We start from the raw sequence: 25,096 nt of genomic DNA, 5'->3' as shown, positions 1-25,096 counted from the left end.
TCGGGCAGCGCGCCAAAATAGCTCTCAAGGCTGGAAATGGCAGTCTCTCCTTCGTTCGACTGCCTGCCCAAAGAATCCCTTCTCAGGCCAACTTCAAGTCCCAAAAAGCCATATGCGATTCCCCTGCCCGCAAGGGGGGAGATTGGCGACTTCCGCGCCAGCGCTGCTCCTCGAAGGCTCACCCCACCACGCGCAAATTCGACAATTCGTTGGCGATCTCCTTGAAATTGTCGGACAGCGTCGCGCCGGTCGCGTTCCAGAACAGCTTGGCCGGCTTGCTGGGGTCGGTGGGATCCTTGCGGAAGCGCGAGTCGGACGAGCAGGTCTTCAGCGCATCCATCGCCTTCACGTCGCCGGAATCTGCCGACGACATGTCGAGCGCCACCGTCATCACCATGATGTTGGCCGCCTTGGCGTTGTTGCACAGCGTCGCCATCTGTTCGTTGAGCGCGGCGGTGTAGTTGCTGGAGGAATAGTTGAACTGGCCGATGGCGTCCGACGTGCCGCCGAACAGGCGCGTGATCGAGGTGCCGTTGTAGCCCAGACCGGTGTAGCCATAGGCGGCGTAGGTCGACTTGTTGCCCGCCGGGTCGTGCCCCACGGTCGAATAGGTGTTCTCGCCGTCGGTCAGCACGATGACGACCTTGTCGTTGCCGCGCTCGCTTTCCGGCCGCCCTTCGGTGAAGGGCTCGGCGCTCGACACGGTGCGCCAGCCCCAGGCCATGCCTTCGGGCACGTTGGTGTTGCCGTTGGGCGTCATCAGGTCGATCGCCGCCTTGATTGCCGCAAGCCCATCCGCGTTGGTGACGTCGGTCAGCGGCGTGATCGGCGTCGTGGTGCAGCTGTAGTTCGGGCCGGCGCCCTTGGACAGCACAGGCGCATCGATCGGCCGCGGCTGGAAATATTTGGCCATGTTCGACTGCCGGGTCTTGCCGGTGGTGCTCGACGGATCGTCGTTCCACCAGCTGTTCGCCGCGCCATAGGTCACCGGATCCGGCTCGTCCGGATCCTGCGTCAGCTTCCAATGGTTCCCAGGCTCGTCCGGGGCAAACATCGGCACGAACATGGTGGCGGGGTCGCCAATGCCGATGCCCGTGTTGGTGGGGCCGCCGGAGGCCGGTGTGTCGTCGACATTGTAGGGGTAGGGACGCACTTCCACGCAGCCCTGCCAGCTGGCGAACGGGCCGTAGGTGTCGACATAGTCGTATTCGTTGTGGCTGCGCCTGCAGGTATGGTTGGAGCGGTATTCGTCGCAGACGACGCGCTTGCTGCCCGCCACCCGTTCGTGGCTGGTCACCACCTTCATGTCGCGATAGAGCGAGAAGCGGGTCAGCATCTGGCCTTCCTCTTCGCCCCAGCCCGTTCCTCTCTTGTACCAGATGCCGTTGAGCCTCTCGGCCGATTTGCCGGCCGCGTTGAGTGTCGACCAGTCGAAATTCTCGTTGTGGACCGGCGACAGCCCATAGGTATCCATCCACGAGGCATTGTCGTTCTGCGGCCCGACATTGACCGAGGCCGCGAAGGGCACCAGGCTGAACTGCACCGGCTTGTCGATTTGCTTGATCTGCGCCGCTTGCTGGGCCAGCGTGTCGACGAGCTGCTTGGCGGCTTGCTTGAGCAGGTCGATGCGCTTCTGGCCAGCGCCGGTGCCGAGGTTGCTCATCGAGCCCGAATTGTCGAGCACCATGGCTACTTCCAGCGTGTTCTTCAGCCGCACCTGCGATCTGAGGGCGATGTCGATCTGCTTTTTCGCGTCTGCGTCCGACGCGCCAGCGAGCAGTGCCGCCGCCGGATAGAAATACGGACGGTACTTCAGCGTGGCGCTGAGCGTCAGCAGCCCGCCGCCGGATGTGTTGGTGGGCAGGGTGATGTCGAGCGTCACATCGGCGGGATCGACATTGTTGAGATTGGCATTGAAGAAGTCGACCGCATAGGCCTTGATCTGATCGTCCGTGGCGCCCTCCGACAGCCGCCGCGCCGCGGCGAAGTTGGCGGCGTCGAGCGCATTGAGCACCATCTGCTTTTCGCGATTGAGCTCGGTAAAATCGACACCGATTGCCACCGCGCCCATCAGCGGCGCCATGGCGAGCGCCGTCACGAGTGCATAGTTGCCGCCCCGGTCGCGGCAGAACCGACGCAGGATTTCGCGCATCCGTGGCATGCGGCTCCCAGGCTCTATCACTGTCATTTGTTCACAATGCCGATCAGCCGACGATGCGCAGGTTCGACAGTTCGTTGGCGATTTCCTTGAAATTGTCGGAGAGCGTCGCGCCGGTCGCATTCCAGTAGAGCTTGGCCGGCTTGCTCGGATCCGAAGGATCCTTGCGGAAACGCGAATCCGAGGCGCAGGCCTTGAGCGCCGTCATCGCCTTCTTCTCGGCTGCCTTGCTCTCGACCAGGTCGAGCGAAACCGTCATCACCATGATCCCGGCCGCCTTGGCGTTGGTGCAGAGCGTTTGCATCTGTTCGTCGAGCGCGGCGGTGTAGTTGCTGTCGGTGTAGGTGGTCTTCGGCACCGAACTGGTCGTGTTCATGAACAGGCGCGTCACGCTGCCCGACCCAGGATAGGTCAGGCCGGTGTAGCCATACGCGGCATAGGTGGAGCGGTTGTTGGCATAGCTGGCGTCGCTGATCGCGCTGTAGGTGTTGGCGCCGTCGGTCAGCACGATGACCACCTTGTCGTTGCCCTTTTCCGAATTCGGTCTGCCTTCAGTGAACGGCTCGTTGCTGGAAACCGTTCGCCAGCCCCAGGCAAGGCCCTCCGGCACGTTGGTGTTGCCGGTCGGCGCCATGGCGTCGATGGCATCGTCCAGTTGCTGTTTCTGGGCCGTCACCGTGACGTCCTTGAGCGGCGTGATCGGGTTGGTTGTGCAGGCCGAGTTCGGGCCGTCGCCGGCACTTGCCGAGGCCGAACCGTAGGGTTTCACCAGGAAGTATTTCCGCATGTCCGACTGCCGCTGGCTGGCTGTCGGGTTGGACGAGTTGGGCCAATCAGCCCACCAGTTGTTGCCGTAGCCGTAACTCGCGCTGGTGACGTCGTTGGTGCCGTCGTGGTTGAAGTCGCGCCATAGCGTGCCGGCTTCGTCCGGCGCGAACATCGGCACGAACAGTGTGGCCGGGTTGGCGGTATCCGGCGTGGTATCGTCATTGTTGTAGGGGTAGGGTCTGGCCTCGACGCAGCCCTGCCAACTCGCATAGCGGCTTGTCGTGTAGACGTATTGTGGGTCGCTCCAGTGGCCCTCGTCGCACTTGCTGCTGTTCCTCTTATACTTGTCGCAGATGTATTGCTTCGAATTGGGAACCTCTTCACGGCCCGATTCGACTGTCATGTCGGCATAGAGGCTGAAGCGGGTCAGCGGCTGGCCCACTGTGTCGCCCCAGTCGGCCCCGCGCTTGTACCAGACGCCGTTGGTCTTCTCGGCATACTTGTTCGGATTGTTGGTGGCGTTCATCGTCGTCCAGTCGAAATCCTCGTGCTGGATCGGCGAGATGCCAAGCTGGTCCATCCAGTCGTCGCCGTCATGGGTCGGACCGACATTGACCGAGGCCGAGAACGGCACCAGCGAGAACTGCACCGGCTTGGAGATCTGCTTCATCTGCTGCGCCTGCAGCGCCAGAGTGTCGACCAACTGCTTGGCTGCTTCCTTGAGCAGGTCGATGCGCTTCTCGCCGGTTCCCGAGCCGAGGGTGGACATCGAGCCCGAATTGTCGAGCACCAGCGCCACTTCCAGCGTGTTCTTGAGCCGGACCTCGGACGTGGCGACGATGTTGACGTCCGTCGAACCGACGGTACTGCCGAGCAGCATGGCTGCCGCTGGCCTGAAATAGGGATGGTAGGTCAGCGTCGCCTGCATCTTCAGCGTGCCGCCCCCCGTATTGCTGTTGGGCAAGGTCACCGTCAAAGTCGTGTTGGCCGGAAGGACGTGCCGGAGATTGGCCTCGAAGAAGTCCTTGGCATAAGCCTTCACCGCATCGTCGCTCGCGCCGGACACGATCTGCTGCGCCGTTGCGATGCCGGCGGCGTCGAGCGCGTTCAGCGTCTCCTGCTTCTGCCGCACCAGCTCGGAGTAATCGATCGCAAGCGCCACGGCGCCCATCAGCGGCACCATGGAGATGGCCGTAATCAGGGCATAGTTGCCCCGCCTGTCGCGTAGGAATCTGCGGATCATTGCGCTCAGCCCCTGCCAAAAGATCCATGGTGTATAGGACCATGGTCGTAACTGGCTGCAACTATGGTCACAGACGCATAAATTTCAGATTTCGCCAATGCATCAACAACGCATCGTTGTGTTGACGGCGCATTAACCCGGCCTGCGCGATCGCGCGCCTGCGTGCTGGCCCGGGCGAAAGCTGGTGACAGGATCGAGCGGTTCGGCTATGCGAGACCGGCCGCGGCGGCCTCGGATTGAAGGATGGCGGCGGCCACGGCTTTGCCAAAGATCACGAACAGGACAACGGCATGCCGGATTCGCCTGACATCATCGCTTCACTGGACGGCCTGACCGGCGGCTATGCGGCCATACTGTGCGACGTCTGGGGCGTGGTGCATAACGGCGAGTGGCATTTCCCGGCCTCCGCCGAGGCATTGGCGAACGCGCGCGCCGCAAATGTCCCGGTGGTGCTGATCACCAATTCGCCGCGCCGCAGCGCCGACGTCATCGCGCAGATGGACGCCATCGGCGTTCCCGCCACCGCCTATGACCGCGTCGTTACCTCCGGCGACGTCACTCGCGACCTGATCGCCGAAGGCCCGAGGAAGATCTTCCACATCGGCCCCGATCGCGACTTCAACCTGTATGACGGACTGGACGTCGAGCTGGTCGAGGAATTCGAGGCCTCCGGGATCGTCTGTACCGGGCCGTTCGACGACGAGGTGGACAAGCCCGAGGATTATGCCGAGCTGCTTCTGCGGCTGCGCGCCCGCAACCTGCCGTTCATCTGCGCCAATCCCGACATATTGGTGGAGCGTGGCGAGCGCATCATCTGGTGCGCCGGCGCCATCGCCCGCGATTATGCGCAGCTTGGCGGCCGTACGCTGATTGCCGGCAAGCCCTTCGCGCCGATCTACAATCTGGCCATGAAAGAGGTCGCCGGACTGCTCGGCCGTAGCGTGGAGCGCTCAAGTGTTCTGGCCATCGGCGACGGCATGATGACCGATGTCAAGGGCGCGGCCGACAACGGCTTCGACGTGCTCTATGTCTCGGGCGGCATCCATGCCCGCGACTATGGCGATGCGCTGCGGCCCGATCCGGCAAGGCTGGCGGGCTTTCTCGAAAAGCACGGCTACCGGCCGGTCGCCGTCATCCCGCGCCTGCAATAGGCCTCTCCATGACTGAATCGTTCGAACGCATTTCCGCCGTCTCGCCGCTGCCGTCTCATCTGCGCGGCGGCGTCGTGGCGATCGGCAATTTCGATGGCGTTCATCGCGGTCATCAATCGGTGCTGGAGCGCGCCCTGGCCGAGGCCCGCCGCCGCGGCGTGCCCGCCCTGGTGCTCACATTCGAGCCGCATCCGCGCAAGGTGTTCAGGCCCGACCTGCCGCTCTTCGTGCTGACGCCGCCGCCGATGAAGGCCCGGCTGCTGTCGCGCCTGGGCTTCGCTGCGCTGGTCGAACAGCCGTTCACGCGTGATTTCGCCGCGCTCTCGGCCGAAGCCTTCGTGACCGACGTGCTGGAGAAGAACCTCGGCATCAGCCACGCCGTCACCGGCTTCGACTTCCACTTCGGCAAGGACCGGCAGGGCGGTCCGGCGTTCCTGATGGCCGCCGGCGAGCGCCACGGCTTTGGCGTGACGCTGGTCGACGCTTTCCGCGACGAGGGCGCCGAGGTCGTGTCGTCGAGCCGCATCCGGGCCTTGCTCTGCGAAGGTGACGTGGCTGAGGCCGCCAGTCTGCTCGGCTACCGCTTCACGGTCGAGAGCGAGGTGATCGGCGGCCAGCAGCTCGGCCGTACGCTGGGCTTCCCGACCGCGAACATGAAGCTGTCGCGGGAGGCCGCGCTGAGGGAAGGGGTCTATGCCGTTCGCTTCCGTCGCGCCAATGGCGCGCTCCATGACGGTGTCGCCAGCTTCGGCCGCCGCCCCACCGTCGACGACAATGGCGCGCCGCTGCTCGAGACCTTCGTGTTCGACTTCTCCGGCGATCTCTACGGTGAGGTCTGCCAGGTGTCGTTCTTTGGCTATTTGCGTCCCGAGTTGAAGTTCGACGGGCTCGAGGCGCTGGTGGCCCAGATGAAGCGCGACGAAGCCGAGGCGAGGGCGTTGCTCGCAGGCGTGCGGCCGCTGTCGGAGCTCGACGCCGCGATCGCATTCTGACCGCCGGTCCGGCAGGACGCTACCTTTTCAGCGCCAGACCGATGGCGATGAAGCTCCAGCCCTGGAAGATCAGGTCGATGGCCAGGAACATGCCGAGCACCCACAGGCTGTTGACCGGCCAGCCCATGGCGATGACAAGGCCGGCAAGGGCTGTGATGGCGCCGGCCGCGACCAGCCACCCCCAGCCTTGCTCCGGCCGGTGGTGCAAGCCGACCCAGGCCCTGAGCAGTCCCGAGGCGATGAGGGCGATCGCCAGCAGCAGGGTCAGCACTGCCGACGCGAGCGCCGGATTGTCGAAGGCGAAGAAGCCGGCAATGGCATAGAGCAGGCCGCTGAGCAGCCAATAGAAGAACCGGCTCCAGGTCTTGACCCCGAACGCGTGAACGATCTCGATGGCGCCGGCCATCAGCATGAGCCAGCCGACAACATAGACCGAGGCGACGGTGGCGATGAACAGATTGCCGAAGGCGATGCCGCCGAAGATGAGCAGCAGCACGCCGAGAGCCACGAACCATCCCCATTTGTCGCGCGTCCGGCCGATCGCGTCTTCCAGGGCATTGCCTTGCAAAGTCATGGCACATCTCCCTTCCGATTTCGCCGCATCCTGCGGTTGAAAGAAGGTAAACCCGATGTGATTGTCCGTCCAGCGGAGCGGCTATTGCAAAGGCGCAGCGAAGCTGGTGTCATCAGCCTTTGCACCGGAGAGGTATGGCGATGAAGCGATCCTATGGACTCGCCCTGTTTTCCTCAACTCTCGCCCTGTGTGCTGCCGCTTCGCCTCCCGCGCCGGCGGCGCAGCCCGGCGATCCGCCGGAGGGGATGGCAAAGATCGAGACGGTGGTCGTCATCTTCGCCGAGAACCGCGCCTTCGACAATCTCTATGGCCGTTTTCCGGGTGCCGACGGCATCGACAAGGCGAGCAAGGAGAGCCTTCAGCAGCGTGACCGTGACGGTTCGGTTCTGTCCCAACTGCCGCCGGTCTGGGACGGGCTGACCGCCAAGGGCGTCACGCCGCCGGTGACGCAGGCGATGACCGAGCACCTTCCGAACGAGCCGTTCACCGTCAACGACCCGAAGGGTTTCAACGTTCCGCTCAGCGTCGCCACGCACGATCTCTGGCACCGCTACTACCAGAATCAGATGCAGATCAACGGCGGCAAGAACGACATGTTCGTCGCCTGGGCCGATTCAGGCGCCATGCCGATGAGCAACTGGGACGCCTCCAAGACCGACATGTGGGCGCTCGCCCAGAAGTACGTGCTGGCCGACCATTTCTTCATGGGCGGCTTCGGCGGCTCTTTCTTCAATCACCAATGGCTGATCTGCGCCTGCGCGCCTTACTACGCCAACGCCGACAAGAGCCCGGCCAAGCCGTCGATCGCGGTGACGGACGACAGCGGCACGGCGCTGAAGCTCGCCGACAATTCGCCGAAATCAGCGCTGGACGGCATCCCGAAATTCGTCTCCGACGGCAATCTGACGCCGGATTTCCACGCAGTAAATACGATGCAGCCGCCCTACCAGCCGAGCGGCAACGATCCGGCGCCGGGCGGCGATCCGCGCCTGGCCGATCCGGCCAAGGCCACGACGCTGCCGCCGCAGACCGAGCCGACCATCGGCGACATGCTCAGCCTCAAGCATATCAGCTGGGCATGGTATTCAGGCGCCTGGCAGTACACGCTCGACCATGGCAACCACGAGCCGATCCCGAATTTCCAGTACCACCACCAGCCGTTCAACTATTACGCCAACTACGCGCCGGGCACCGAAGCCAGGCGCGAGCATATACGCGACGCCGGGCTGGCCGGCGTGAGCTTCATCCAGGCGATCGACGACGGCGTCCTGCCGCAGGTCTCCTTCTACAAGCCGCAGGGCAATCTCAACGAGCATTCCGGCTATGCCGACATCCAGGCCGGCGACCGCCATATCGCCGATGTCGTCGCCCATCTGGAGAAAAGCCCACAATGGCCGCATATGCTGGTCGTCGTCACCTATGACGAGAACGGCGGCATCTGGGATCACGTCGCTCCGCCCAAGGGCGATCGCTGGGGACCGGGCTCGCGCGTCCCCGCGATCATCGTTTCGCCCTTCGCCAAACACGGCTATGTCGACCATACGCCCTATGACACGACCTCGATTCTGCGCTTCATCACCGAGCGCTTCGAACTGCCGGTCCTGCATGGCATCGTGGTTCGCGACAAGGCGGTGGCCGCGCATGGCGAGCCGCCGCTCGGCGATCTTACCGGCGGGCTCGACCTGAATTGAAGGCCCGTGTGCGGAGGACGAGGATGGACGTCGACAGGGCCATCGCCCTGATCACCGCTGCCGGCATCGAACTCACCGATCGCCGGCGCAACGCCGAGGGCAATGGCTGGTCCCTTAGCTTCTCAAACGGTGCCACCGTGGAGGTGGGGGACGACGGATCCGCCCGGGCTGCCGGCAAGGGTGCGAGGGCCGTGGCCAGGCTGCTGGACCTGCCGCCTGCGCGGCGCAGCACCTGATCCGTGCGGCTGCCTCGCCGCCTCTGTTACCGACCTTAAGCCAAATTTTACCGAACTGGCGCCATGGCTGAAGCCGAGCCGGGTGTTGCCGCCGGCCTGTTTCGCGTAAGGGGTGACGATGCGTATTGTCGGGACGATTCCGCTGTTTGTCGCCTCTGGCCTGATGGCCATGTCGGCCGCCCAGGCGGGCGAGGGGAGCTGGATTTCCGGCGACTGGTACCTGACGCTCGGCGCCACCGGCCTGGTCGCGCCGAATTTCGAGGGCGGCAAGCGCTATATGCTGAGCGCCCAGCCCATCATCTCTCTCGGCAAGGCCGGTCCCGAGGCCCGCTTCACCTCGCGCAACGACAACATCTCGCTGGCGCTGATCGATGACGGCAGCGTGCGCGCCGGCCTGACCGGCAAGCTCCTGTTCGCGCGCGACAGCAAGGATGAACTGGCAGGCCTCGACCCGGTGCGCTGGGGCGGCGAGGTCGGCGGCTTCTTCGAATTCTATCCGCTGGACTGGGTACGGGCGCGCGCCGAACTGCGCCATGGCATCCGCGCCCACGATGGCTTCGTCGCCGACATCGCGGCGGATGCCTTCTACGACATCACGCCGACGGTGCGCATCTCCGGCGGTCCGCGCATCTCCTTCGCTTCGGCTGATTATTTCGACGCCTATTACGGCGTCAACGCTGCGGAAGCGGCCGCCTCCGGCTTGAGCGAGTACGATCCCGGCGGCGGCTTGAAGTCGACCGGTCTCGGCGGCGCGATCACCTGGAAGGTGAGCGACCCGGTGACGGCGAGCCTGTTCGGCGAATATTCGCGCCTGATGGGACCGGCGGCCGATTCCAGCCTGGTCCAGGAGCGCGGCGACCGCAACCAGTTCACCGTCGGTGTCTCGACCAGCTATCGCTTCGATTTCTCTATGTAGGGCAACGCCCCCGCTTTGGGGCCTGAAAATCCCCGCTTTATTCCTGTCGCGGCATCCGCTAAAAGCCACGCCATGACGAGCTTTTCGCGCCTTTTTGCGATTGCGATACGAATTACAGGCCCGGTGTTCCGGGTGGCCTGAGCGCCGCCGGAGCCGCCGGGGGTTTCGTGCGCGCGCCTCGCGCTTTTTCAAGAACATCAACGCATATCGCCCAAAAGTGGGCTCCGGTTTTGGGAAAACGATATGCGTCAGCTAAGACTTCAACGCCCGGGCTTTTCCGCCGCCGGGCAACGCAGATGGCAGATCAATGACCGACACTGTTGAAACGATCGACTATTCCAAGACGCTCTATCTGCCGCAGACGGATTTCCCGATGCGCGCCGGGCTGCCGGAGAAGGAGCCGGTGCTGGTCAAGCGCTGGCAGGACATGGACCTTTACTGCAAGCTGCGCGAGGAGGCCGCCGGCCGCGAGAAATTCGTGCTGCATGACGGCCCGCCCTATGCCAACGGCAACATCCATATCGGCCATGCGCTGAACAAGATCCTCAAGGACGTCATCAACCGTTCCTTCCAGATGCGCGGCTACGACGCCAACTATGTGCCCGGCTGGGACTGCCACGGCCTGCCGATCGAATGGAAGATCGAGGAGCAATACCGCGCCAAGGGCAAGAACAAGGACGAGGTGCCGGTCAACGAGTTCCGCAAGGAATGCCGCGATTTCGCCGCCCACTGGATCAAGGTGCAGGGCGACGAGTTCCAGCGTCTTGGCGTGATCGGCGATTTCGACAATCCCTACACCACCATGGCCTTTCACGCAGAGGCGCGCATCGCCGGCGAGCTTCTGAAGTTCGCCATGTCGGGCCAGCTCTATCGCGGCTCCAAGCCGGTGATGTGGAGCGTGGTCGAGCGCACGGCGCTTGCCGAAGCCGAGGTCGAATACCAGGATTATGAGAGCGACACGATCTGGGTGAAGTTCCCCGTCGCCAGCCTCGCGCGCGCGGTTGCCGGCGCCGAGGATGCGGCGCTCTCCCAATCCTCGCTCGATCTGCTCGAGGCGCATGTCGTCATCTGGACGACGACGCCCTGGACGCTGCCCGGCAACCGCGCCGTCAGCTATTCGCCGCGCGTCGCCTATGGCCTCTACGAGGTGACGGCGGCCGAGAACGCCTTCGGCCCGCAGCCCGGCGAGAAGCTGATCTTCGCCGACGCGCTGGCCGAGGACGCCGCGGCCAAGGCCAAGGTCACGTTGGACCGGCTTCACAATGTTTCGGCCGAACAGCTTGCGAGCCTGACGCTTTCGCATCCGTTCAGGGGTCTGGCGGACGGCTATCAGTTTCCAGTGCCCATGATTGCCGGCGAGCATGTCACCGACGATGCCGGCACAGGCTTCGTGCATACGGCGCCGAGCCACGGCCGTGAGGACTTCGACGCCTGGACGGACGCGGTGGCCGAATTGCTCAAGCGCGGCGTCGATACCGCGATCCCGTTCCCCGTCGACGATGCCGGCTTCTTCACCAAGGACGCGCCAGGCTTCGGCCCGGACCGCGAAGGCGGTGCGGCGCGCGTCATCGACGACAACGGCAAGAAGGGCAACGCCAACCAGACGGTGATCGAGGAATTGATCAAGCGCAACGCGCTGTTCGCGCGCGGCCGGCTGAAGCACAGCTATCCGCATTCCTGGCGCTCGAAGAAGCCGGTCATTTTCCGCAACACGCCGCAATGGTTCGTCTATATGGACAAGGACCTCGACGACGGCACCACTTTGCGCAGCCGTGCGCTGAAGGCCATCGACGACACCCGCTTCGTGCCGGGAGCCGGCCAGAACCGCATCCGCGCCATGATCGAGGAGCGCCCCGACTGGGTGCTGTCGCGCCAGCGCGCCTGGGGCGTGCCGATCGCCGTCTTCGCCGACGAGGACGGCAATGTGCTGAAGGACGAGGCGGTCAACCGGCGCATCATGGACGCCTTCGAGAAGGAGGGCGCCGACGCCTGGTTCGCCGAAGACGCCAAGGAGCGCTTCCTCGGCAATCACGACGCCTCGAGATGGCATCAGGTGACGGACATTCTCGACGTCTGGTTCGATTCCGGCTCCACGCATGTCTTCACGCTGGAAGATCGTCCCGACCTCAAATGGCCGGCCGACGTCTATCTCGAGGGCTCCGACCAGCACCGCGGCTGGTTCCATTCCTCGCTGCTCGAAAGCTGCGGCACCAGGGGCAGGGCGCCTTACGATACGGTCATCACCCATGGTTTCACCATGGACGAGGAAGGCCGCAAGATGTCGAAGTCGCTCGGCAACACCGTCGTGCCGCAGGACGTCATCAAGCAGTCGGGCGCCGATATCCTGCGGCTCTGGGTGGTGACGACCGATTATTGGGAAGATCAGCGGCTCGGCAAGAACGTGCTGCAGACCAATATCGACGCCTACCGCAAGCTGAGAAACACCATCCGCTGGATGCTGGGCACGCTGGCCCATGACGACGGCGAGGACGTCCCGCTGGAAAAGATGCCCGAGCTGGAGCGGCTGATGCTGCACCGGCTCGCCGAACTCGACGAGGTGGTGCGCCAGGGCTACGACGCCTTCGAGTTCAAGCGCATCACGCGCGCGCTGCTCGACTTCATGGTGGTCGAGCTGTCGGCCTTCTATTTCGACATCCGCAAGGACGCGCTCTACTGCGACGCGCCGTCCAGCTTGCGGCGCAAGGCCGCCGTGCAGGTGGTGCGCCATCTCTTCGACTGCCTGGTCAAGTGGCTGGCCCCGATGCTGCCCTTCACCATGGAAGAAGCCTGGCTCGATCGCCATCCGGATGCCGTCTCGCTGCATCTCGACCAGTTCCCGGTCATCCCGGAAAACTGGCGGAACGAGGCGCTGGCGGAAAAGTGGCGCAAGGTCCGGCAGGTGCGGCGCGTCGTCACCGGCGCGCTGGAGATCGCGCGCGCCGAAAAGCTGATCGGCTCGTCGCTGGAAGCCGTGCCGGTCGTCACCATCGATGACGCCGCGCTCGAAGCCGCGATCGCCGATGTCGACATGGCCGAGATGGCGATCACCAGCGATCTCGTCATCGTGCATGGCCAGGCGCCGCAAGGCGCATTCACCCTCGACGACGTCAAAAGCGTCGCGGTGGTGGTCGAGAAGGCGCAAGACCGCGGCCTCGCTAAATGCGCGCGGTCGTGGCGCTACACCGCCGATGTCGGCCAGGATGCGGCTTTCCCCGACGTTTCGGCCCGCGACGCCGCCGTGCTGCACGAGTTGAAGGCTCTGGGGCGTTTCTAGTGCATGTCGCCCGGAAGCACACCCTCGAGCTTGACCCGAGGGTGTGCAGCGGTTCTGGGACGACGACATGCGCAACAAGGACTGAAGCGCGGCGCCTGAATCCCGTTTCAACGCGACGCGCTTTGGACGCGATTGTTCATAAGCCGGTGCAAAAGTGCCACGCCGGGAAGTGCAAACCCGCCCGTGCGTTGCCCTTGACGGGTGCTTGAGGTAAACACGCGACATTCCGGCAGACAAATTCTCGCCGGATTTCCATCGCAAGTGCGGGGATTGACGGGGACCGCGCCGATGGCCGGTAGCGATCAGAGGCAGCTAGAGTGGGACTTTATGGCATGACCGAAAAGACTTTTGCGCGCGCCGCGCTGCTGGCGCCGCTCGTGGTGTCGGCCATCGCTCTGTCCGGCTGTGTCGGCTCTCCGACCTACGGAACGGATAAGACCGCCGCCGAACAGCTCGCCGACGACGTTTCTGGCGCCATTGCGATCACGCCGAAACATCGCGATCCGATCGACTACAAACCGCGCCCCGATCTGGTGAAGCCCGCGCCGGGCCAGAAGGAAACCCTGCCGCCGCCGCAGGAAAGCATCCAGACGGCGAGCGCCGATTGGCCGGAATCGCCCGAGCAGCGCCGCGCCCGCATCCGCGCCGACGCCACCGCCCATCAGAACGATCCGAATTACCAGCCCGAGGCGGTCGAAGACGTGCAGACCGATCCGGCAGCGGTGAAGAAGGCGATGGCCGATTCGGCTTCCAGCCACCCGCCGCGCTGGTCGCCGGAAGATTCCAGCAAGTCCCGCGCCGCCGAGATCCAGCGTCGCCTTGCCGAGGGCAAGCAGGGCAGCCCCACCCAGCGCAAGTATCTGAGCGAGCCGCCTCTCGCCTATCGCCAGGCCGCCGACACCGCGCCGCAGAACGAGCTCGGCGAGGACGAGTACAAGAAGGAGCGCCGCCTCAAGGCCGAGGCGCAGGGCAAGAAGGGCGGCGGCTGGTTCGACTGGCTCGGCCTGTGAATAGTGAATAGTGAATAGTGAATAGATATCCACTACTCACAAGCTGGTTTTCATCTACTCACTGTTTGCTTCAATTATTCACCATTCACCATTCATCATTCACCTTCCCCGCCATTCCGTCTCTCATGAAAGAACTCCCTCAGGATGAGGGCGGCTTCGCTTTCGCTCAAGCCCGAATAGATATCGGGGGTGTGATGGCAGGTGGGTGAGGCGAAGAAGCGCACGCCGTTGATCACAGCGCCGCCTTTGACGTCGCCGGCACCGAAATAGAGCCGCCGCAGCCTTGCGAACGAGATGGCCCCGGCGCACATCGCGCAGGGCTCCAGCGTCACATAAAGGTCGTGGCCGGTGAGCCGCTCGCTGGCGAGTTTCCGGCAGGCTTCGCGGATCGCCAGCATCTCGGCATGTGCGGTCGGGTCGGCAAGCTCGCGCGTGCGGTTGCCGGCTTTTGCCACCACGATGTTGCCGCTGGCGATCACCGCGCCGACCGGCACTTCGCCGCGGCTGGCCGCCGCCTCGGCCTCCTCGAGCGCCAAAGCCATGAAATCCGGCCGCTTCACGCAGTTTCCATTCCGATTACTCCTCGCCACCCGACGGTGATCCTGTTATCTACCGCGTGACCCTGAAAACCGGAATCGGTTTTTACCGCGCTGATCGACGCGCGAAAATCAAGACGACACTGCCAGCGTTGAGCGTCCGGGAGGGCGCATGGCGCTGCAGCAGCTTACGAAGAGCCAAGAGAAATGGACGACGACGACAAGAAATCTTCGCGCGGCCCGCGGAAGGGCGGATCGAAACCGGCGGGCCCGCGCGGCCGCGACGGCGCCGTAGGCAAGAGCGGCAAGAGCGGCAAGCCGTCTTTCGGCGCCAAGAAGCCGTTCGCCAAGCGCGACCGGCCGATGGCAGCGGAGGGCGAGCGTCCGGCGCGCGATTTCAAGCGCAGCTACAAACCGCGCGAGATGAGTGAGGGTGCGCAGCGCGGCGACAAGGCGTTCCGCAAGGGGCCCGAAGGCAGGCCGTTCGAGGAGCGCAAGGGGCCGCGCATGTCTTTTGGGTCGCGCGGCGACAGGCCGGCGGCTGCCGGGGGCGAGCGACGCGATTTTAAGCACAGCTATAAGCCGCGCGAGATCGGTGAGAGCGGCGAACATGGCGAAAAGCCGTTCCGCAAAGGGCCGCGCCCTGAGGGCAAGCCCTTCGAGAAGCGCGAGGGGCCGCGCAAACCCTACACACCGCGCGGCGATCGGCCGATGGCCGCCGAAGGCGAGCGCGGCGAGCGACGCTTCGACCGTCCGAAGCGAGACTTCGTTGACCGTCCGAAGCGCGACTTCAGCGATCGTCGGTCGCGTGACGGCGCCGACCGAAAATCGGAAGGCGGCTTCAAGCCGCGCCCGCGTCCCTCCGGGGCGGCGCCGGAGGCCGGCGAACGCATCGCCAAGCGGCTGGCACGTGCCGGCATTGCCTCGCGCCGCGACGCCGAGGAGTTGATCGCCGCAGGCCGCGTCAAGGTCAACGGCAAGGTGCTGACCTCGCCGGCCTTCAACGTCATGGCCGACGATGTCATCCATCTCGACGGCACCGAGATCCCGCCGATCGAGCGCACCCGGCTCTTCCTGTTTAACAAGCCGGCTGGCGTGGTCACCACAAACCGCGACCCCGAAGGCCGCAAGACCGTGTTCGACGTACTGCCGGCCGATCTGCCGCGGCTGATGACCATCGGCCGGCTCGACATCAACACGGAAGGGTTGCTTCTGCTCACCAACGATGGGGGGCTGTCGCGGGTGCTCGAATTGCCGGCCACCGGCTGGCTGAGGCGCTATCGCGTGCGCGTCCACGGCAAGGTCGAGGAAAGCGCGCTCAAGGGCCTGCGCGACGGCATTGCCGTCGACGGCGTCTTCTACGGCGCGGTCGAGGCCTCGCTCGACCGCGAGCAGGGCACCAATGCCTGGCTGACGATCGGCTTGCGCGAGGGCAAGAACCGCGAGGTGAAGAACATCCTCGGCGCGTTGGGCCTGGAGGTGACGCGGCTGATCCGCATCTCCTACGGCCCGTTCCAGCTCAACGATCTGCCGGAAGGCCATGTGCTGGAGATCAAGGGCCGCATGCTGCGCGACCAGCTCGGCGAGCGTCTGATCGAGGAGTCCGGCGCCAATTTCGACGCCGAGATCGCCACACCCTTCTCCAACAAGCCGGTGCGGCGCAGCGAGCCGCGCCGCGAAGAGGCCGAGCGGCCGAAAGTCGCGCGCGAGGGCGATCGCCGGCCGATCGGCGAAGGCGGCCTGATCAAGGCCCGCAAGCGCCGCGAAGGCAGTCGTGACGAGGCGCTGAGCAAGCTCTCGACCAGGCCCGAACGGACATTCGGCGAGCGCGGACCCCAGTCTGGCTTCGGCAAATCCGAGCGCGGCTTCGGCGGCAAGCCCGGCGGCAGGAAATCCGAGCGCGAGCAGCAGCCGATCGAGCCGCCCGGCCAGCGCAAGGCCAATGTCTGGATGGCGCCGGGCGCGCGGCCGATCGGCAAGGGCAGGGCGGAGGCAGATGCCGCCAAGGCCGCCGAGGCCAAGGCCCGCAAGGCCTCGTTCAAGCCTGGGGGAAAGCCGCAGGGCAAGCCTTTCGGCAAGCCGCGCGGCGAGCGTCCCGAAGGCAGCGGGGATCGGCCGCGTGGCGGCCCCAAGGGTCCGAGGGGTGGCAATGCGGATCGTCGGCGGTGAGTTTCGCGGGCGTCCGCTGGCGACGCCCCGTTCGAATGCAATTCGCCCAACCACCGACCGCACGCGCGAGGCGGTGTTCAACGTGCTGGCGCATCGCTACGCCGAAAAGCTCCAAGGCGGCCGCGTGCTCGATCTCTTCGCCGGCACCGGCGCGCTCGGGCTCGAGGCGCTGTCGCGCGGCGCTTCCTACTGCGTCTTCATCGAGGAATCGGCGGAAGGGCGCGGCCTGATCCGCGACAATGTCGAGGCGTTTGGCCTTACCGGCCGCACCAAGATCTTCCGTCGCGACGCCACCCAACTGGGCGAGGCCGGCACGCTTTCGTCCTTCGGCCTGGTGTTTGCCGATCCGCCCTATGGCAAGGGGCTTGGCGAGCGCGCCTTGCGCTCGGCCGAGGCCGGAGGCTGGCTTTCTCCCGGCGCGCTCTGCGTCATCGAGGAGGCGGCCTCGGCGCCGTTCGAGCCGGGGCCAGGCTTTTCCGTGGTGGACGAGCGCGGCTATGGCGACACGGTCATCCGGTTTGTCGAGGTTAGGTGAGGCTTCCCCTTCTCCCACAAGGGCCCCACGAGGGGGAAGGTAAGGCCAGCGCCTCGAAAATGACGAACAATTCACTTTGTCTCCCATCCAACCTTTTCTATCGTCGCGCACCGAAATCGGAGCATTTGATGAAATCAGGCACCAGACGGCTGCGCGCGGCCCTTCTCACCGGCGCTCTGGCGCTCGCGACAGTTCCGGCGATCGCCGCCGGGAACGAGGCCGCGGTCAAGGATTTCCTGCTCGACAACGGCATGGAAGTGGTCGTCATTCCTGACCACCGCGCCCCGATCGTCACCCATATGGTCTGGTACAAGATCGGCAGCGCCGACGAGCCGCCCGGCAAATCCGGTATCGCGCATTTCTTCGAGCATCTGATGTTCAAGGCGACGAGCAATCACGCCGCTGGCGAGTTCGACCGCGCCGTGTCCGAGATCGGCGGCTCGAACAACGCCTTCACCTCTTATGACTACACCGCCTTCCACGAGACGGTGCCGCCTTCGGCGCTCGAGCAGATGATGGGGTTCGAGGCCGACCGCATGCGCAACCTCATCCTCACCGACGACGTCATCAAGACCGAGCGCGACGTCATCCTGGAGGAGCGCCGTTCGCGCATCGACAGCAATCCGCAGGCGGTGCTCGACGAGGAGGTCGACGCCACGCTGTGGCAGAACCAACCCTATCGCATCCCGGTGATCGGCTGGATGCATGAGATGGAACAGCTCAACCGCGAGGATGGCAAGGCATTTTACGACACCTACTACCGGCCGAACAATGCCGTGCTGGTGGTGGCCGGCGACGTCGATCCGGACGCGGTGAAGGCAATGGCCGAGCGGACCTATGGCAAGGTGGCGCGCGGTCCGGACCTGCGACCCCGCATCCGCCCGGTCGAGCCTGAGCAGAACACCAAGCGCACCGTGACGCTGACCGATGCGCGCGTCTCGGTGCCGAGCTTTTCCACCCAATGGGTGGTGCCGTCCTATCATACAGCCAAGCCCGGCGAGGCCGAGGCGCTCGACCTGCTGGCCGAGATCCTGGGCGGCGACAACCGCAGCCGCCTCTACCAGCAATTGGTGGTCAAGCAGGGCATCGCCGCCGAGGCCGGCGCCTTCTTTCAGGGCACCATGCTCGACGCCACCAACTTCACCGTCTATGGCGCGCCGCGCGGTGACGCCAGGCTCAGCGATATCGAGGCTGCCGTGGATACGGAGATCGGCCGCATCGTCAAGGACGGCGTCAGCGAGGACGAACTGGAGCGGGCCAAGACCCGCTATGTCCGCTCGATGATCTTTGCCCGCGACAAACAGGAGGACATGGCCAACATGTATGGCTCGACGCTCGCCACCGGCGGCAATGTCAAGGACGTCGAGGAGTGGCCCGAGCGCATCCGCAAGGTGACGGCCGATCAGGTGAAGGCGGCGGCCGCACGCTATCTGGTGCTCGACCATTCGACCACCGGTTATCTCTTGCCGCAGCAGCAGGCGGGGAATTGATGATGAGCACCGTCCTGATGCGCATGTGCGAAACGGAACAATTGCCCGAAGATTGGCGCCGCCCCTCACCCTTGCCCTCTCCCCGCAAGAACGGGGAGAGGGGGACGCCAGCGCCGGAGCTTGTCCCTTCTCCCCGTCCTTCACGGGGAGAAGGTGCCGGTAGGCGGATGAGGGGCAGCGCCACCGTCGGAAGTCGGTCTTCCTTTGATGCCATCGGGCGCATCTTTGCCACACTCTGCTTCGCCTGTTCTTCCTGCTGCTGCCGGCGCTGGGCGCACACGCCGAGATGAACATCCAGGAGGTCAAGTCGAAGAAGGGCGTCACCGCCTGGCTGGTGGAAGATCATTCGATCCCCTTGATTGCCATCCGCTTCGTCTTTGACGGCGGCACCGCTGAGGATCCCGCCGGCAAGGAAGGGCTGGTCAATCTGATGAGCGGCCTGTTCGACGAAGGCGCCGGCGACCTCGACAGCGAGGCCTTCCAGCAGAAGCTCGACGACGCCGGCGCCGAGATGAGCTTCACGGCGGCGCGCGACGGCACCTATGGCTCGATGCGCATGCTGTCGGAGGAGGAGAACGAGGCGTTCGAGCTGCTGAAGCTGGCTGTCAACAGCCCTCGCTTCGACCAGGCGCCGATCGATCGCATTCGCAGCCAGATCCTCTCCGGCATCCTGGCCAATGAGCGCGACCCCAACACGGTTGCGCAGCAGGGCTGGCTGCGCGCCATCTATGGCGAGCATCCTTATGCGCGGCCCGACGAGGGCACCAAGAAGAGCCTGGCCACCATCACCCCTGCGGATATCAAGTCGTTCCACAAGGCGAGTTTCGCCCGCGGCGGACTGCATATGGCGGTGGTCGGCGACATCGACGCCGCGACGCTGAGTGGCAAGCTGGACGACGTTTTCGGCGACCTGCCGCAGGCACAGGCGCTGGCCCCGGTGGCCGACGTCACGCCCAGGCTCGGACAGCAGTTGGAGGTGAATTACGACCTGCCGCAGACCTCGCTGCAGCTGGCCTGGCCTGGCGTCAAGCGCAGCTCGCCCGACTTTTACGCCGCGGTGCTGATGAACGAGATTCTCGGCGGCTCGACCTTCACCTCGCGCCTTTTCGAGGAGGTGCGCGAGAAGCGCGGTCTTGCCTATAGCGTCAGCTCCGATCTGGTCGACCACGAACATTCCCATGCGCTGCTGGTGACCACCGCGACGCGCTCCGATCGCGCCGCCGAGACGCTTTCGATCGTGCGCCAGGTGGTGAAGGACATGGCGCAGGACGGACCGACGGAGGAAGAGCTCGCGGCGACCAAAAAATACATGATCGGCGCCTACGCCATCAACAATCTGGATTCGTCCAGCTCCATTGCCGCGACGCTGGTCGAACTGCAGCTCGACGATCTCGGCATCGACTACATCAAGCGCCGCGCGGCACTGATCAATGCGGTGACGCTCGCCGACGTCAAGGCGGTGGCCAGGAAGCTTCTCTCGGCCGAACCGGCGGTGATGGTGATCGGCCCGTCGCTGGTGAAGACAGCCGGAGGCGGCAAGGGATGAGTCCGACCTTCGGGGTTGCCTTCGGCGGCGGCGGAGCGCGGGGGCTTGCGCATATCCATGCCATCGAGGCGCTGGACGAGCTCGGCATAAGGCCGGTGGCGATCGCCGGCTCCTCGATCGGGGCTATCATGGGCGCCGGCATGGCCGCCGGCATGACGGGCGCTCAGATCCACGATCATGCCCGCTCGATCCTCGGCAGCCGTGCCGAGGTGGCGGCGCGCATGTGGCGCTCGCGCCCGGGCACCATCGCGGAAGCCATGCAGGGCGGCATCCGTGTCGGCCAGTTCAACGTCGAGCGCATCCTGAAGGCCTTCCTGCCCGAAGCCATCCCGGCTAGCTTCGAAGAGCTGAGGATCCCACTCAAGGTGACGGCGACCGACTATTTCGGCCACAAGCTCGCCGTCTTCGCCGAGGGCGACCTGCAGTCGGCGCTGGCGGCTTCCGCCGCCATCCCGGCGGTGTTCCGCCCGGTGACGCGCGACGGCCGCCTGCTGATCGACGGGGGCATCTACAACCCCGTGCCCTTCGACCTCGTCGAGAAGGACGCCGACATCATCATCGCTATCGACGTGGTCGGGGCGCCGAGCGATGCCGAGCGCAAGCACCCGACCACCGTCGACCTGATGTATGGCGCCACGCAGCTGATGATGCAGTCGATCATCGCCAACAAGCTGAGACAGCACCGGCCCGACATCCTGATTCGCCCCGCCGTCTCGAAATACAGGGTCCTCGATTTCATGAAGATCGAGACGCTGATGGCCGACACCGTCGAGATCAAGGATGAACTGAAACGCGCCGTCGAGAAGGCGCTTGCCGAGCGCGACGGCAAGCGCGGCAAGAAGGTCGTCTGATACACGGCGCCCAAATCGGCGCAGCGGTTTTGTAAGAACGGCACGGACGAGACGAAGATTTAAAGCGCCTCGCCTGAAGCTGTTTCAGCGCCACGCGCTTGGGCGCGCAATTCCGCCCGATTCGTTTTGCCTGGCGCCAGCCTCCAATTGGCAAGCATCTTCATCGTGCACAGCCATCCAGCTGATCAAGTTTATCCACAATCGCGTGCAAGTACGCCTTTTGTCGTTAACTCTTCATCGAATTGGCGGTTGACGCAGCTGAGGGTAGGTTAATAATATCCTAATATATGGGGTAGCGTGAACAAGCTCTCGATCGGCAACAACGAGTCACGGCGCTACAGGGGCAGGGAAAACGCAGGGCGGCATTCAATGCCGTCGCAGCCATGACCATGAGCCGCCGTCGTCTGTGAACCGCCATTGTGGGGTGGCCGTTCGCCGGCCATTCACTTCGGTTGCGCTTGGTCCCATGGCATTCTGATCATTTTCCTCTCCCCGCGAGACTGGGCGCCGAATCGTTCGGCATGGGGTGGTGCGTCGTCGGTTCGACGGCATTGAGCGGCGCTGAGCGTCCGCCAAAGGGGTGAATGAGATGGCTACTACGACAATTTCCGGCGCGGGCGGCACCACGACGTCATTCTCCAACACACCGCAGGCGCAGGGTGATGTCTTCAATTACACTGAAGACAATGTCGTCATCGTCAACGCCGCCCAGTCCATCATCCTGCTCGACGTGATGGCGAACGATCTTGGGGGCAATGCGAAGACCCTCTTTTCGGTCGATGACGGAATTTCCGCCTCAACGGCCACCAAGCAATACGCGCCGATCGACCTGACCACCCAGGACGTCCAGGCAACCGGCATCTCCAACTGGGAAAGCATCGGCGGCGGGGTTTCTATCCGCATCAACAATGGCAAGGTCGAGATGGACCTCAGCCAATATCTGCTATCGCATGGTTTCACCAGCCTGCAGGCGCTAGGCGCTGGTGACAACATCAACGAGACCTTCACCTATGCCATCAAGCTCGGCAATGGAACGCTGAGCTGGGCAAGCGTTTCGGTCAACATCCAGGGTAAAAATGATGGCGCGACGATCACAGCCGCCGCCGCCGTCGACAACACCGTAGTGGAAGCGGGCGGCGTCGCCAACGGCACGCCCGGCGACCCCAGCGCGCACGGACAGCTCATTATTTCGGACGTCGATCTCAATGAGAACCATTTCCAGACGCCGCCCAGTCTTCAAGGCACCTACGGTACCTTCACCTTCGACGCGACATCCGGAGCGTGGACATACGCCCTCAATCAGACGCTGGCCGACCCGCTGACGCAAGGCCAGCAAGTAACCGATATGCTGCAGGTGAAGTCGGCCGATGGCACGGCCACCTACAACATCGTGGTCAACATTACTGGGACGAACGATGCTGCCGTCGTTTCACACGACGTGCGCAATCTCACGGAAGGCAACGCGGCCGCCGACATCTCGACCTCGGGCACGCTGACCATCTCGGACGTCGACAGTGATCCGCACTTCGTCGCCCAGGCCGGCACCGCCGGCCTCTACGGCACCTTCGCCATCGATGCCGATGGCGCCTGGACCTACACGGCGTCCTCGGCGCATGACGAGTTCGTCGCCGGCACCACCTACACCGACACCTTCAATGTGGTCAGCGCCGACGGCACCCCGACCACGGTGACGATCAACATCCTCGGCACCAACGATGCCGCGGTGCTGTCGTCCGACGTGAAGAACCTGACCGAGACCAACGCGGCCGCCGACATCTCGACCTCGGGCACGCTGACCATCTCGGACGTCGACAGTGATCCGCACTTCGTCGCCCAGGCCGGCACCGCCGGCCTCTACGGCACCTTCGCCATCGATGCCGATGGCGCCTGGACCTACACGGCGTCCTCGGCGCATGACGAGTTCGTCGCCGGCACCACCTACACCGACACCTTCAATGTGGTCAGCGCCGACGGCACCCCGACCACGGTGACGATCAACATCCTCGGCACCAACGACGCCGCGGTGATAACGCTCAACGGCGCCCAAGACACGTCCGTTACGGAAAAGAGCGGCGTCGCCAACGGCACGCCAGGCGACGCCACTGCTTCCGGCGATCTTAATGCGACCGATGTCGACAATGCGGCGACCTTCACCGCACAGGTCGCCGTCGCCAAGAGCTACGGCACCTTCTCGATCGATGCCAACGGCACCTGGAGCTACACGCTCGACGACAACAATGCCACCGTTCAGGCGCTGAACAGCAGCGGAGCGAACACCACGCTGTATGAGCTGGTGACGGTCACCACTGTCGACGGCACGCAACAGGTCATCGATATCACCATCAACGGCGCCAACGACGCGGCGGTGATCACCGTCAACGGGGTGCAAGACACCTCGGTCACCGAAAAGAGCGGCGTCGCCAACGGCACGCCCGGCGACGCCACTGCCTCCGGCGATCTCAACGCGAGCGATGTCGACAATGCGGCGACCTTCAACACGCAAGTCGCCGTCGCCAAGAGCTATGGCACCTTCTCGATCGATGCCAACGGCACCTGGAGCTACACGCTCGACGACAACAACGCCACCGTTCAGGCGCTGAACAGCACCGGAGCGAACACCACGCTGCACGAGTTGGTGACGGTCACCACTGTCGACGGCACGCAACAGGTCATCGACATCACCATCAACGGCGCCAACGATGCGGCGGTGCTATCGTCCGCGTCGGTCAACCTGACAGAAGGCAACGCGGCCGCCGACATCTCGACGTCGGGCACGCTCACCATCTCGGATGTGGACAGTTCGGCGACATTCGTCGTTCAGGCTGCGACCGCCGGCCTCTACGGCACCTTCGCCATCAACGCAGCCGGCGCCTGGACTTACACCGCGTCCTCGGCGCATGACGAGTTCATCGCCGGCCAGCATTATACGGAAAACTTCGACGTGGTCAGCGCCGACGGAACCCACACCTCGATAGCCATCGATATCCTTGGGACGGATGACGGCCCGCCGCGTTTTGCGCCGACGGATATCCAATTGACGCCGAGCACCACGACCGCTGACGTCAGCTTCAGTTCCTTCCAGTTCACGGGAACGCTGAGCGCCACCGATCCAGATCCGGGCGGCAGCTTCGTCTACAGCATCACTTCGCAGTCGGACCCTGGGCTTTTCTCAATCTCGGGCAACACACTCAGCTCAAGCCTGTCCGGCTTGTCACCCAGCAAAGCTTACTCAATCACAGTGCAGGCAACTCAGGTCGGCGACCCCGCGGGGCCAACGTATCAATACAGCGAGACGTTCCAGGTCATCACCGGAAGCAATGGCAATTCGAGCGATGGCCTCAACGGAGCCAACGGGGGCGACGATGTCCTCTATGGCAACGGCGGGGCCGACATCATTCTCGGCATGGCCGGCAATGACACGCTGTTCGGACAGGATGGCAACGACACGCTGAATGGCGGTGATGGCAATGACAGGCTCGTCGGCGGTGTTGGAGCCGATACGCTCACCGGCGGTTTGGGAGCCGATACCTTCTACTACGGATCGGCCATCTCAGACTCACCGGTAAGTGTCGCAAACGACACCATCACCGACTTCGTGCACGGCGTCGACAAGATCGACCTCTCGTCGATCGATGCCAATACGGTGAGCGGCGGAGACCAGGCTTTCCTGTTCGGCGGGTTCAACGCGGCCACCGTCGCCAACAGCATCACCTGGTCGGAAGTCGGCGGCAACACGATTGTGCGTGTCGATGTCAATGGCAATGCAACGGCCGATTTCCAGATCACGCTGACCGGCACCGGGCTTGGCCTGACCGCCAGCGACTTCGTGCTGTAACGAACAAGGTGAGCCGCGGCCACGCACGGCTCACCTCGTTTCCCGCCGGGCGAGGGTTACGAATTAAGGTTTACGGCAGGTTTACGAGTGGATCGCGTGGCCGGGTGGAAGATCGGGAGTA

At 64.3% G+C, this 25,096-nt stretch carries 17 protein-coding genes; 13 read left to right on the top strand and 4 right to left on the bottom strand.

Going from position 1 to position 25,096, the window contains the following annotated elements:
- Positions 1 to 178: 178 nt before the first annotated feature.
- Complete coding sequence (locus EN818_RS04650; RefSeq protein ID WP_186815542.1) at positions 179 to 2,152, bottom strand: pilus assembly protein; 1,974 nt, start codon at positions 2,150 to 2,152, stop codon at positions 179 to 181.
- 52 nt (positions 2,153 to 2,204) lie between these two features.
- Positions 2,205 to 4,169, bottom strand: a complete 1,965-nt coding sequence (locus EN818_RS04645; protein WP_095809501.1) for a pilus assembly protein TadG-related protein — start codon at positions 4,167 to 4,169, stop codon at positions 2,205 to 2,207.
- A 290-nt stretch (positions 4,170 to 4,459) separates the two neighbouring features.
- Between EN818_RS04645 and EN818_RS04640 the strand changes: the two genes are divergently transcribed.
- Both EN818_RS04640 and EN818_RS04635 read left to right on the top strand, forming a co-directional pair.
- Positions 4,460 to 5,320, top strand: a complete 861-nt coding sequence (locus tag EN818_RS04640) for a TIGR01459 family HAD-type hydrolase (protein WP_095809515.1) — start codon at positions 4,460 to 4,462, stop codon at positions 5,318 to 5,320.
- Positions 5,321 to 5,328: 8 nt separating this feature from the next.
- Positions 5,329 to 6,312 carry a bifunctional riboflavin kinase/FAD synthetase gene (locus EN818_RS04635; protein ID WP_095809502.1) on the top strand — a complete coding sequence of 328 codons (984 nt, stop codon included), beginning with the start codon at positions 5,329 to 5,331 and terminating at the stop codon, positions 6,310 to 6,312.
- 19 nt (positions 6,313 to 6,331) lie between these two features.
- On the opposite strand, the gene EN818_RS04630 is transcribed toward EN818_RS04635, so the two are convergent.
- Positions 6,332 to 6,886 carry an HdeD family acid-resistance protein gene (locus EN818_RS04630; protein WP_095809503.1) on the bottom strand — a complete coding sequence of 185 codons (555 nt, stop codon included), beginning with the start codon at positions 6,884 to 6,886 and terminating at the stop codon, positions 6,332 to 6,334.
- Between the two features lie 140 nt (positions 6,887 to 7,026).
- Between EN818_RS04630 and EN818_RS04625 the strand changes: the two genes are divergently transcribed.
- From EN818_RS04625 to EN818_RS04605, 5 genes are all read left to right on the top strand, one after another.
- Entirely contained in the window at positions 7,027 to 8,577 is a 1,551-nt protein-coding gene (locus tag EN818_RS04625) for an acid phosphatase (RefSeq protein ID WP_245420756.1), read from the top strand.
- 23 nt (positions 8,578 to 8,600) lie between these two features.
- Positions 8,601 to 8,813 (top strand): hypothetical protein, encoded by a 213-nt coding sequence (locus tag EN818_RS04620; RefSeq protein ID WP_095809505.1) that lies wholly within the window; start codon positions 8,601 to 8,603, stop codon positions 8,811 to 8,813.
- Positions 8,814 to 8,931: 118 nt separating this feature from the next.
- Positions 8,932 to 9,729, top strand: coding sequence for a MipA/OmpV family protein (locus EN818_RS04615; RefSeq protein ID WP_129552801.1), 798 nt, complete (start codon positions 8,932 to 8,934; stop codon positions 9,727 to 9,729).
- A 307-nt stretch (positions 9,730 to 10,036) separates the two neighbouring features.
- A complete protein-coding gene (ileS, locus tag EN818_RS04610; protein ID WP_095809507.1) occupies positions 10,037 to 13,003 on the top strand; it encodes an isoleucine--tRNA ligase in 2,967 nt (988 codons plus the stop codon).
- A gap of 332 nt (positions 13,004 to 13,335) precedes the next feature.
- Positions 13,336 to 14,013 (top strand): hypothetical protein, encoded by a 678-nt coding sequence (locus EN818_RS04605; RefSeq protein WP_095809508.1) that lies wholly within the window; start codon positions 13,336 to 13,338, stop codon positions 14,011 to 14,013.
- 95 nt (positions 14,014 to 14,108) lie between these two features.
- Here EN818_RS04605 and EN818_RS04600 read toward each other — a convergent pair whose 3' ends face one another.
- Positions 14,109 to 14,573 (bottom strand): nucleoside deaminase, encoded by a 465-nt coding sequence (locus EN818_RS04600; RefSeq protein ID WP_095809509.1) that lies wholly within the window; start codon positions 14,571 to 14,573, stop codon positions 14,109 to 14,111.
- Between the two features lie 183 nt (positions 14,574 to 14,756).
- On the opposite strand from EN818_RS04600, the gene EN818_RS04595 reads away from it, so the two are divergent.
- The 6 genes from EN818_RS04595 to EN818_RS04565 all read left to right on the top strand — a co-directional run bounded on the left by EN818_RS04595 (position 14,757) and on the right by EN818_RS04565 (position 24,975).
- Positions 14,757 to 16,718, top strand: a complete 1,962-nt coding sequence (locus EN818_RS04595) for a pseudouridine synthase (protein ID WP_095809510.1) — start codon at positions 14,757 to 14,759, stop codon at positions 16,716 to 16,718.
- Positions 16,699 to 17,253, top strand: coding sequence for a 16S rRNA (guanine(966)-N(2))-methyltransferase RsmD (gene rsmD / locus EN818_RS04590; RefSeq protein WP_129552800.1), 555 nt, complete (start codon positions 16,699 to 16,701; stop codon positions 17,251 to 17,253). Before EN818_RS04595 ends, rsmD begins: the two co-directional genes overlap by 20 nt.
- Positions 17,254 to 17,381: 128 nt before the next feature.
- Positions 17,382 to 18,743, top strand: coding sequence for a pitrilysin family protein (locus EN818_RS04585; protein ID WP_095809512.1), 1,362 nt, complete (start codon positions 17,382 to 17,384; stop codon positions 18,741 to 18,743).
- Between the two features lie 235 nt (positions 18,744 to 18,978).
- Positions 18,979 to 20,289, top strand: a complete 1,311-nt coding sequence (locus EN818_RS04575) for a pitrilysin family protein (RefSeq protein WP_245518796.1) — start codon at positions 18,979 to 18,981, stop codon at positions 20,287 to 20,289.
- Complete coding sequence (locus EN818_RS04570; RefSeq protein WP_095809514.1) at positions 20,286 to 21,140, top strand: patatin-like phospholipase family protein; 855 nt, start codon at positions 20,286 to 20,288, stop codon at positions 21,138 to 21,140. Before EN818_RS04575 ends, EN818_RS04570 begins: the two co-directional genes overlap by 4 nt.
- A 589-nt stretch (positions 21,141 to 21,729) precedes the next feature.
- Positions 21,730 to 24,975: a VCBS domain-containing protein gene (locus EN818_RS04565; protein WP_135904073.1), complete on the top strand. Its 3,246-nt coding sequence runs from the start codon at positions 21,730 to 21,732 to the stop codon at positions 24,973 to 24,975.
- The last annotated feature ends 121 nt before the right edge of the window (positions 24,976 to 25,096 follow it).

Source organism: Mesorhizobium sp. M3A.F.Ca.ET.175.01.1.1, assembly GCF_004791945.1.
Lineage (GTDB): Bacteria > Pseudomonadota > Alphaproteobacteria > Rhizobiales > Rhizobiaceae > Mesorhizobium.
The sequence above is the reverse complement of the archived record's forward strand: the minus strand, read 5'-3'. Positions and strand labels throughout refer to the sequence as shown.

Coding starts and splice junctions, on each gene's coding strand:
- EN818_RS04650 (WP_186815542.1), bottom strand. CDS start 2,152: ATGCGCGAAATCCTGCGTCGGTTCTGCCGCGACCGGGGCGGCAACTAT.
- EN818_RS04645 (WP_095809501.1), bottom strand. CDS start 4,169: ATGATCCGCAGATTCCTACGCGACAGGCGGGGCAACTATGCCCTGATT.
- EN818_RS04640 (WP_095809515.1), top strand. CDS start 4,460: ATGCCGGATTCGCCTGACATCATCGCTTCACTGGACGGCCTGACCGGC.
- EN818_RS04635 (WP_095809502.1), top strand. CDS start 5,329: ATGACTGAATCGTTCGAACGCATTTCCGCCGTCTCGCCGCTGCCGTCT.
- EN818_RS04630 (WP_095809503.1), bottom strand. CDS start 6,886: ATGACTTTGCAAGGCAATGCCCTGGAAGACGCGATCGGCCGGACGCGC.
- EN818_RS04625 (WP_245420756.1), top strand. CDS start 7,027: ATGAAGCGATCCTATGGACTCGCCCTGTTTTCCTCAACTCTCGCCCTG.
- EN818_RS04620 (WP_095809505.1), top strand. CDS start 8,601: ATGGACGTCGACAGGGCCATCGCCCTGATCACCGCTGCCGGCATCGAA.
- EN818_RS04615 (WP_129552801.1), top strand. CDS start 8,932: ATGCGTATTGTCGGGACGATTCCGCTGTTTGTCGCCTCTGGCCTGATG.
- ileS (WP_095809507.1), top strand. CDS start 10,037: ATGACCGACACTGTTGAAACGATCGACTATTCCAAGACGCTCTATCTG.
- EN818_RS04605 (WP_095809508.1), top strand. CDS start 13,336: ATGACCGAAAAGACTTTTGCGCGCGCCGCGCTGCTGGCGCCGCTCGTG.
- EN818_RS04595 (WP_095809510.1), top strand. CDS start 14,757: ATGGACGACGACGACAAGAAATCTTCGCGCGGCCCGCGGAAGGGCGGA.
- rsmD (WP_129552800.1), top strand. CDS start 16,699: ATGCGGATCGTCGGCGGTGAGTTTCGCGGGCGTCCGCTGGCGACGCCC.
- EN818_RS04585 (WP_095809512.1), top strand. CDS start 17,382: ATGAAATCAGGCACCAGACGGCTGCGCGCGGCCCTTCTCACCGGCGCT.
- EN818_RS04570 (WP_095809514.1), top strand. CDS start 20,286: ATGAGTCCGACCTTCGGGGTTGCCTTCGGCGGCGGCGGAGCGCGGGGG.
- EN818_RS04565 (WP_135904073.1), top strand. CDS start 21,730: ATGGCTACTACGACAATTTCCGGCGCGGGCGGCACCACGACGTCATTC.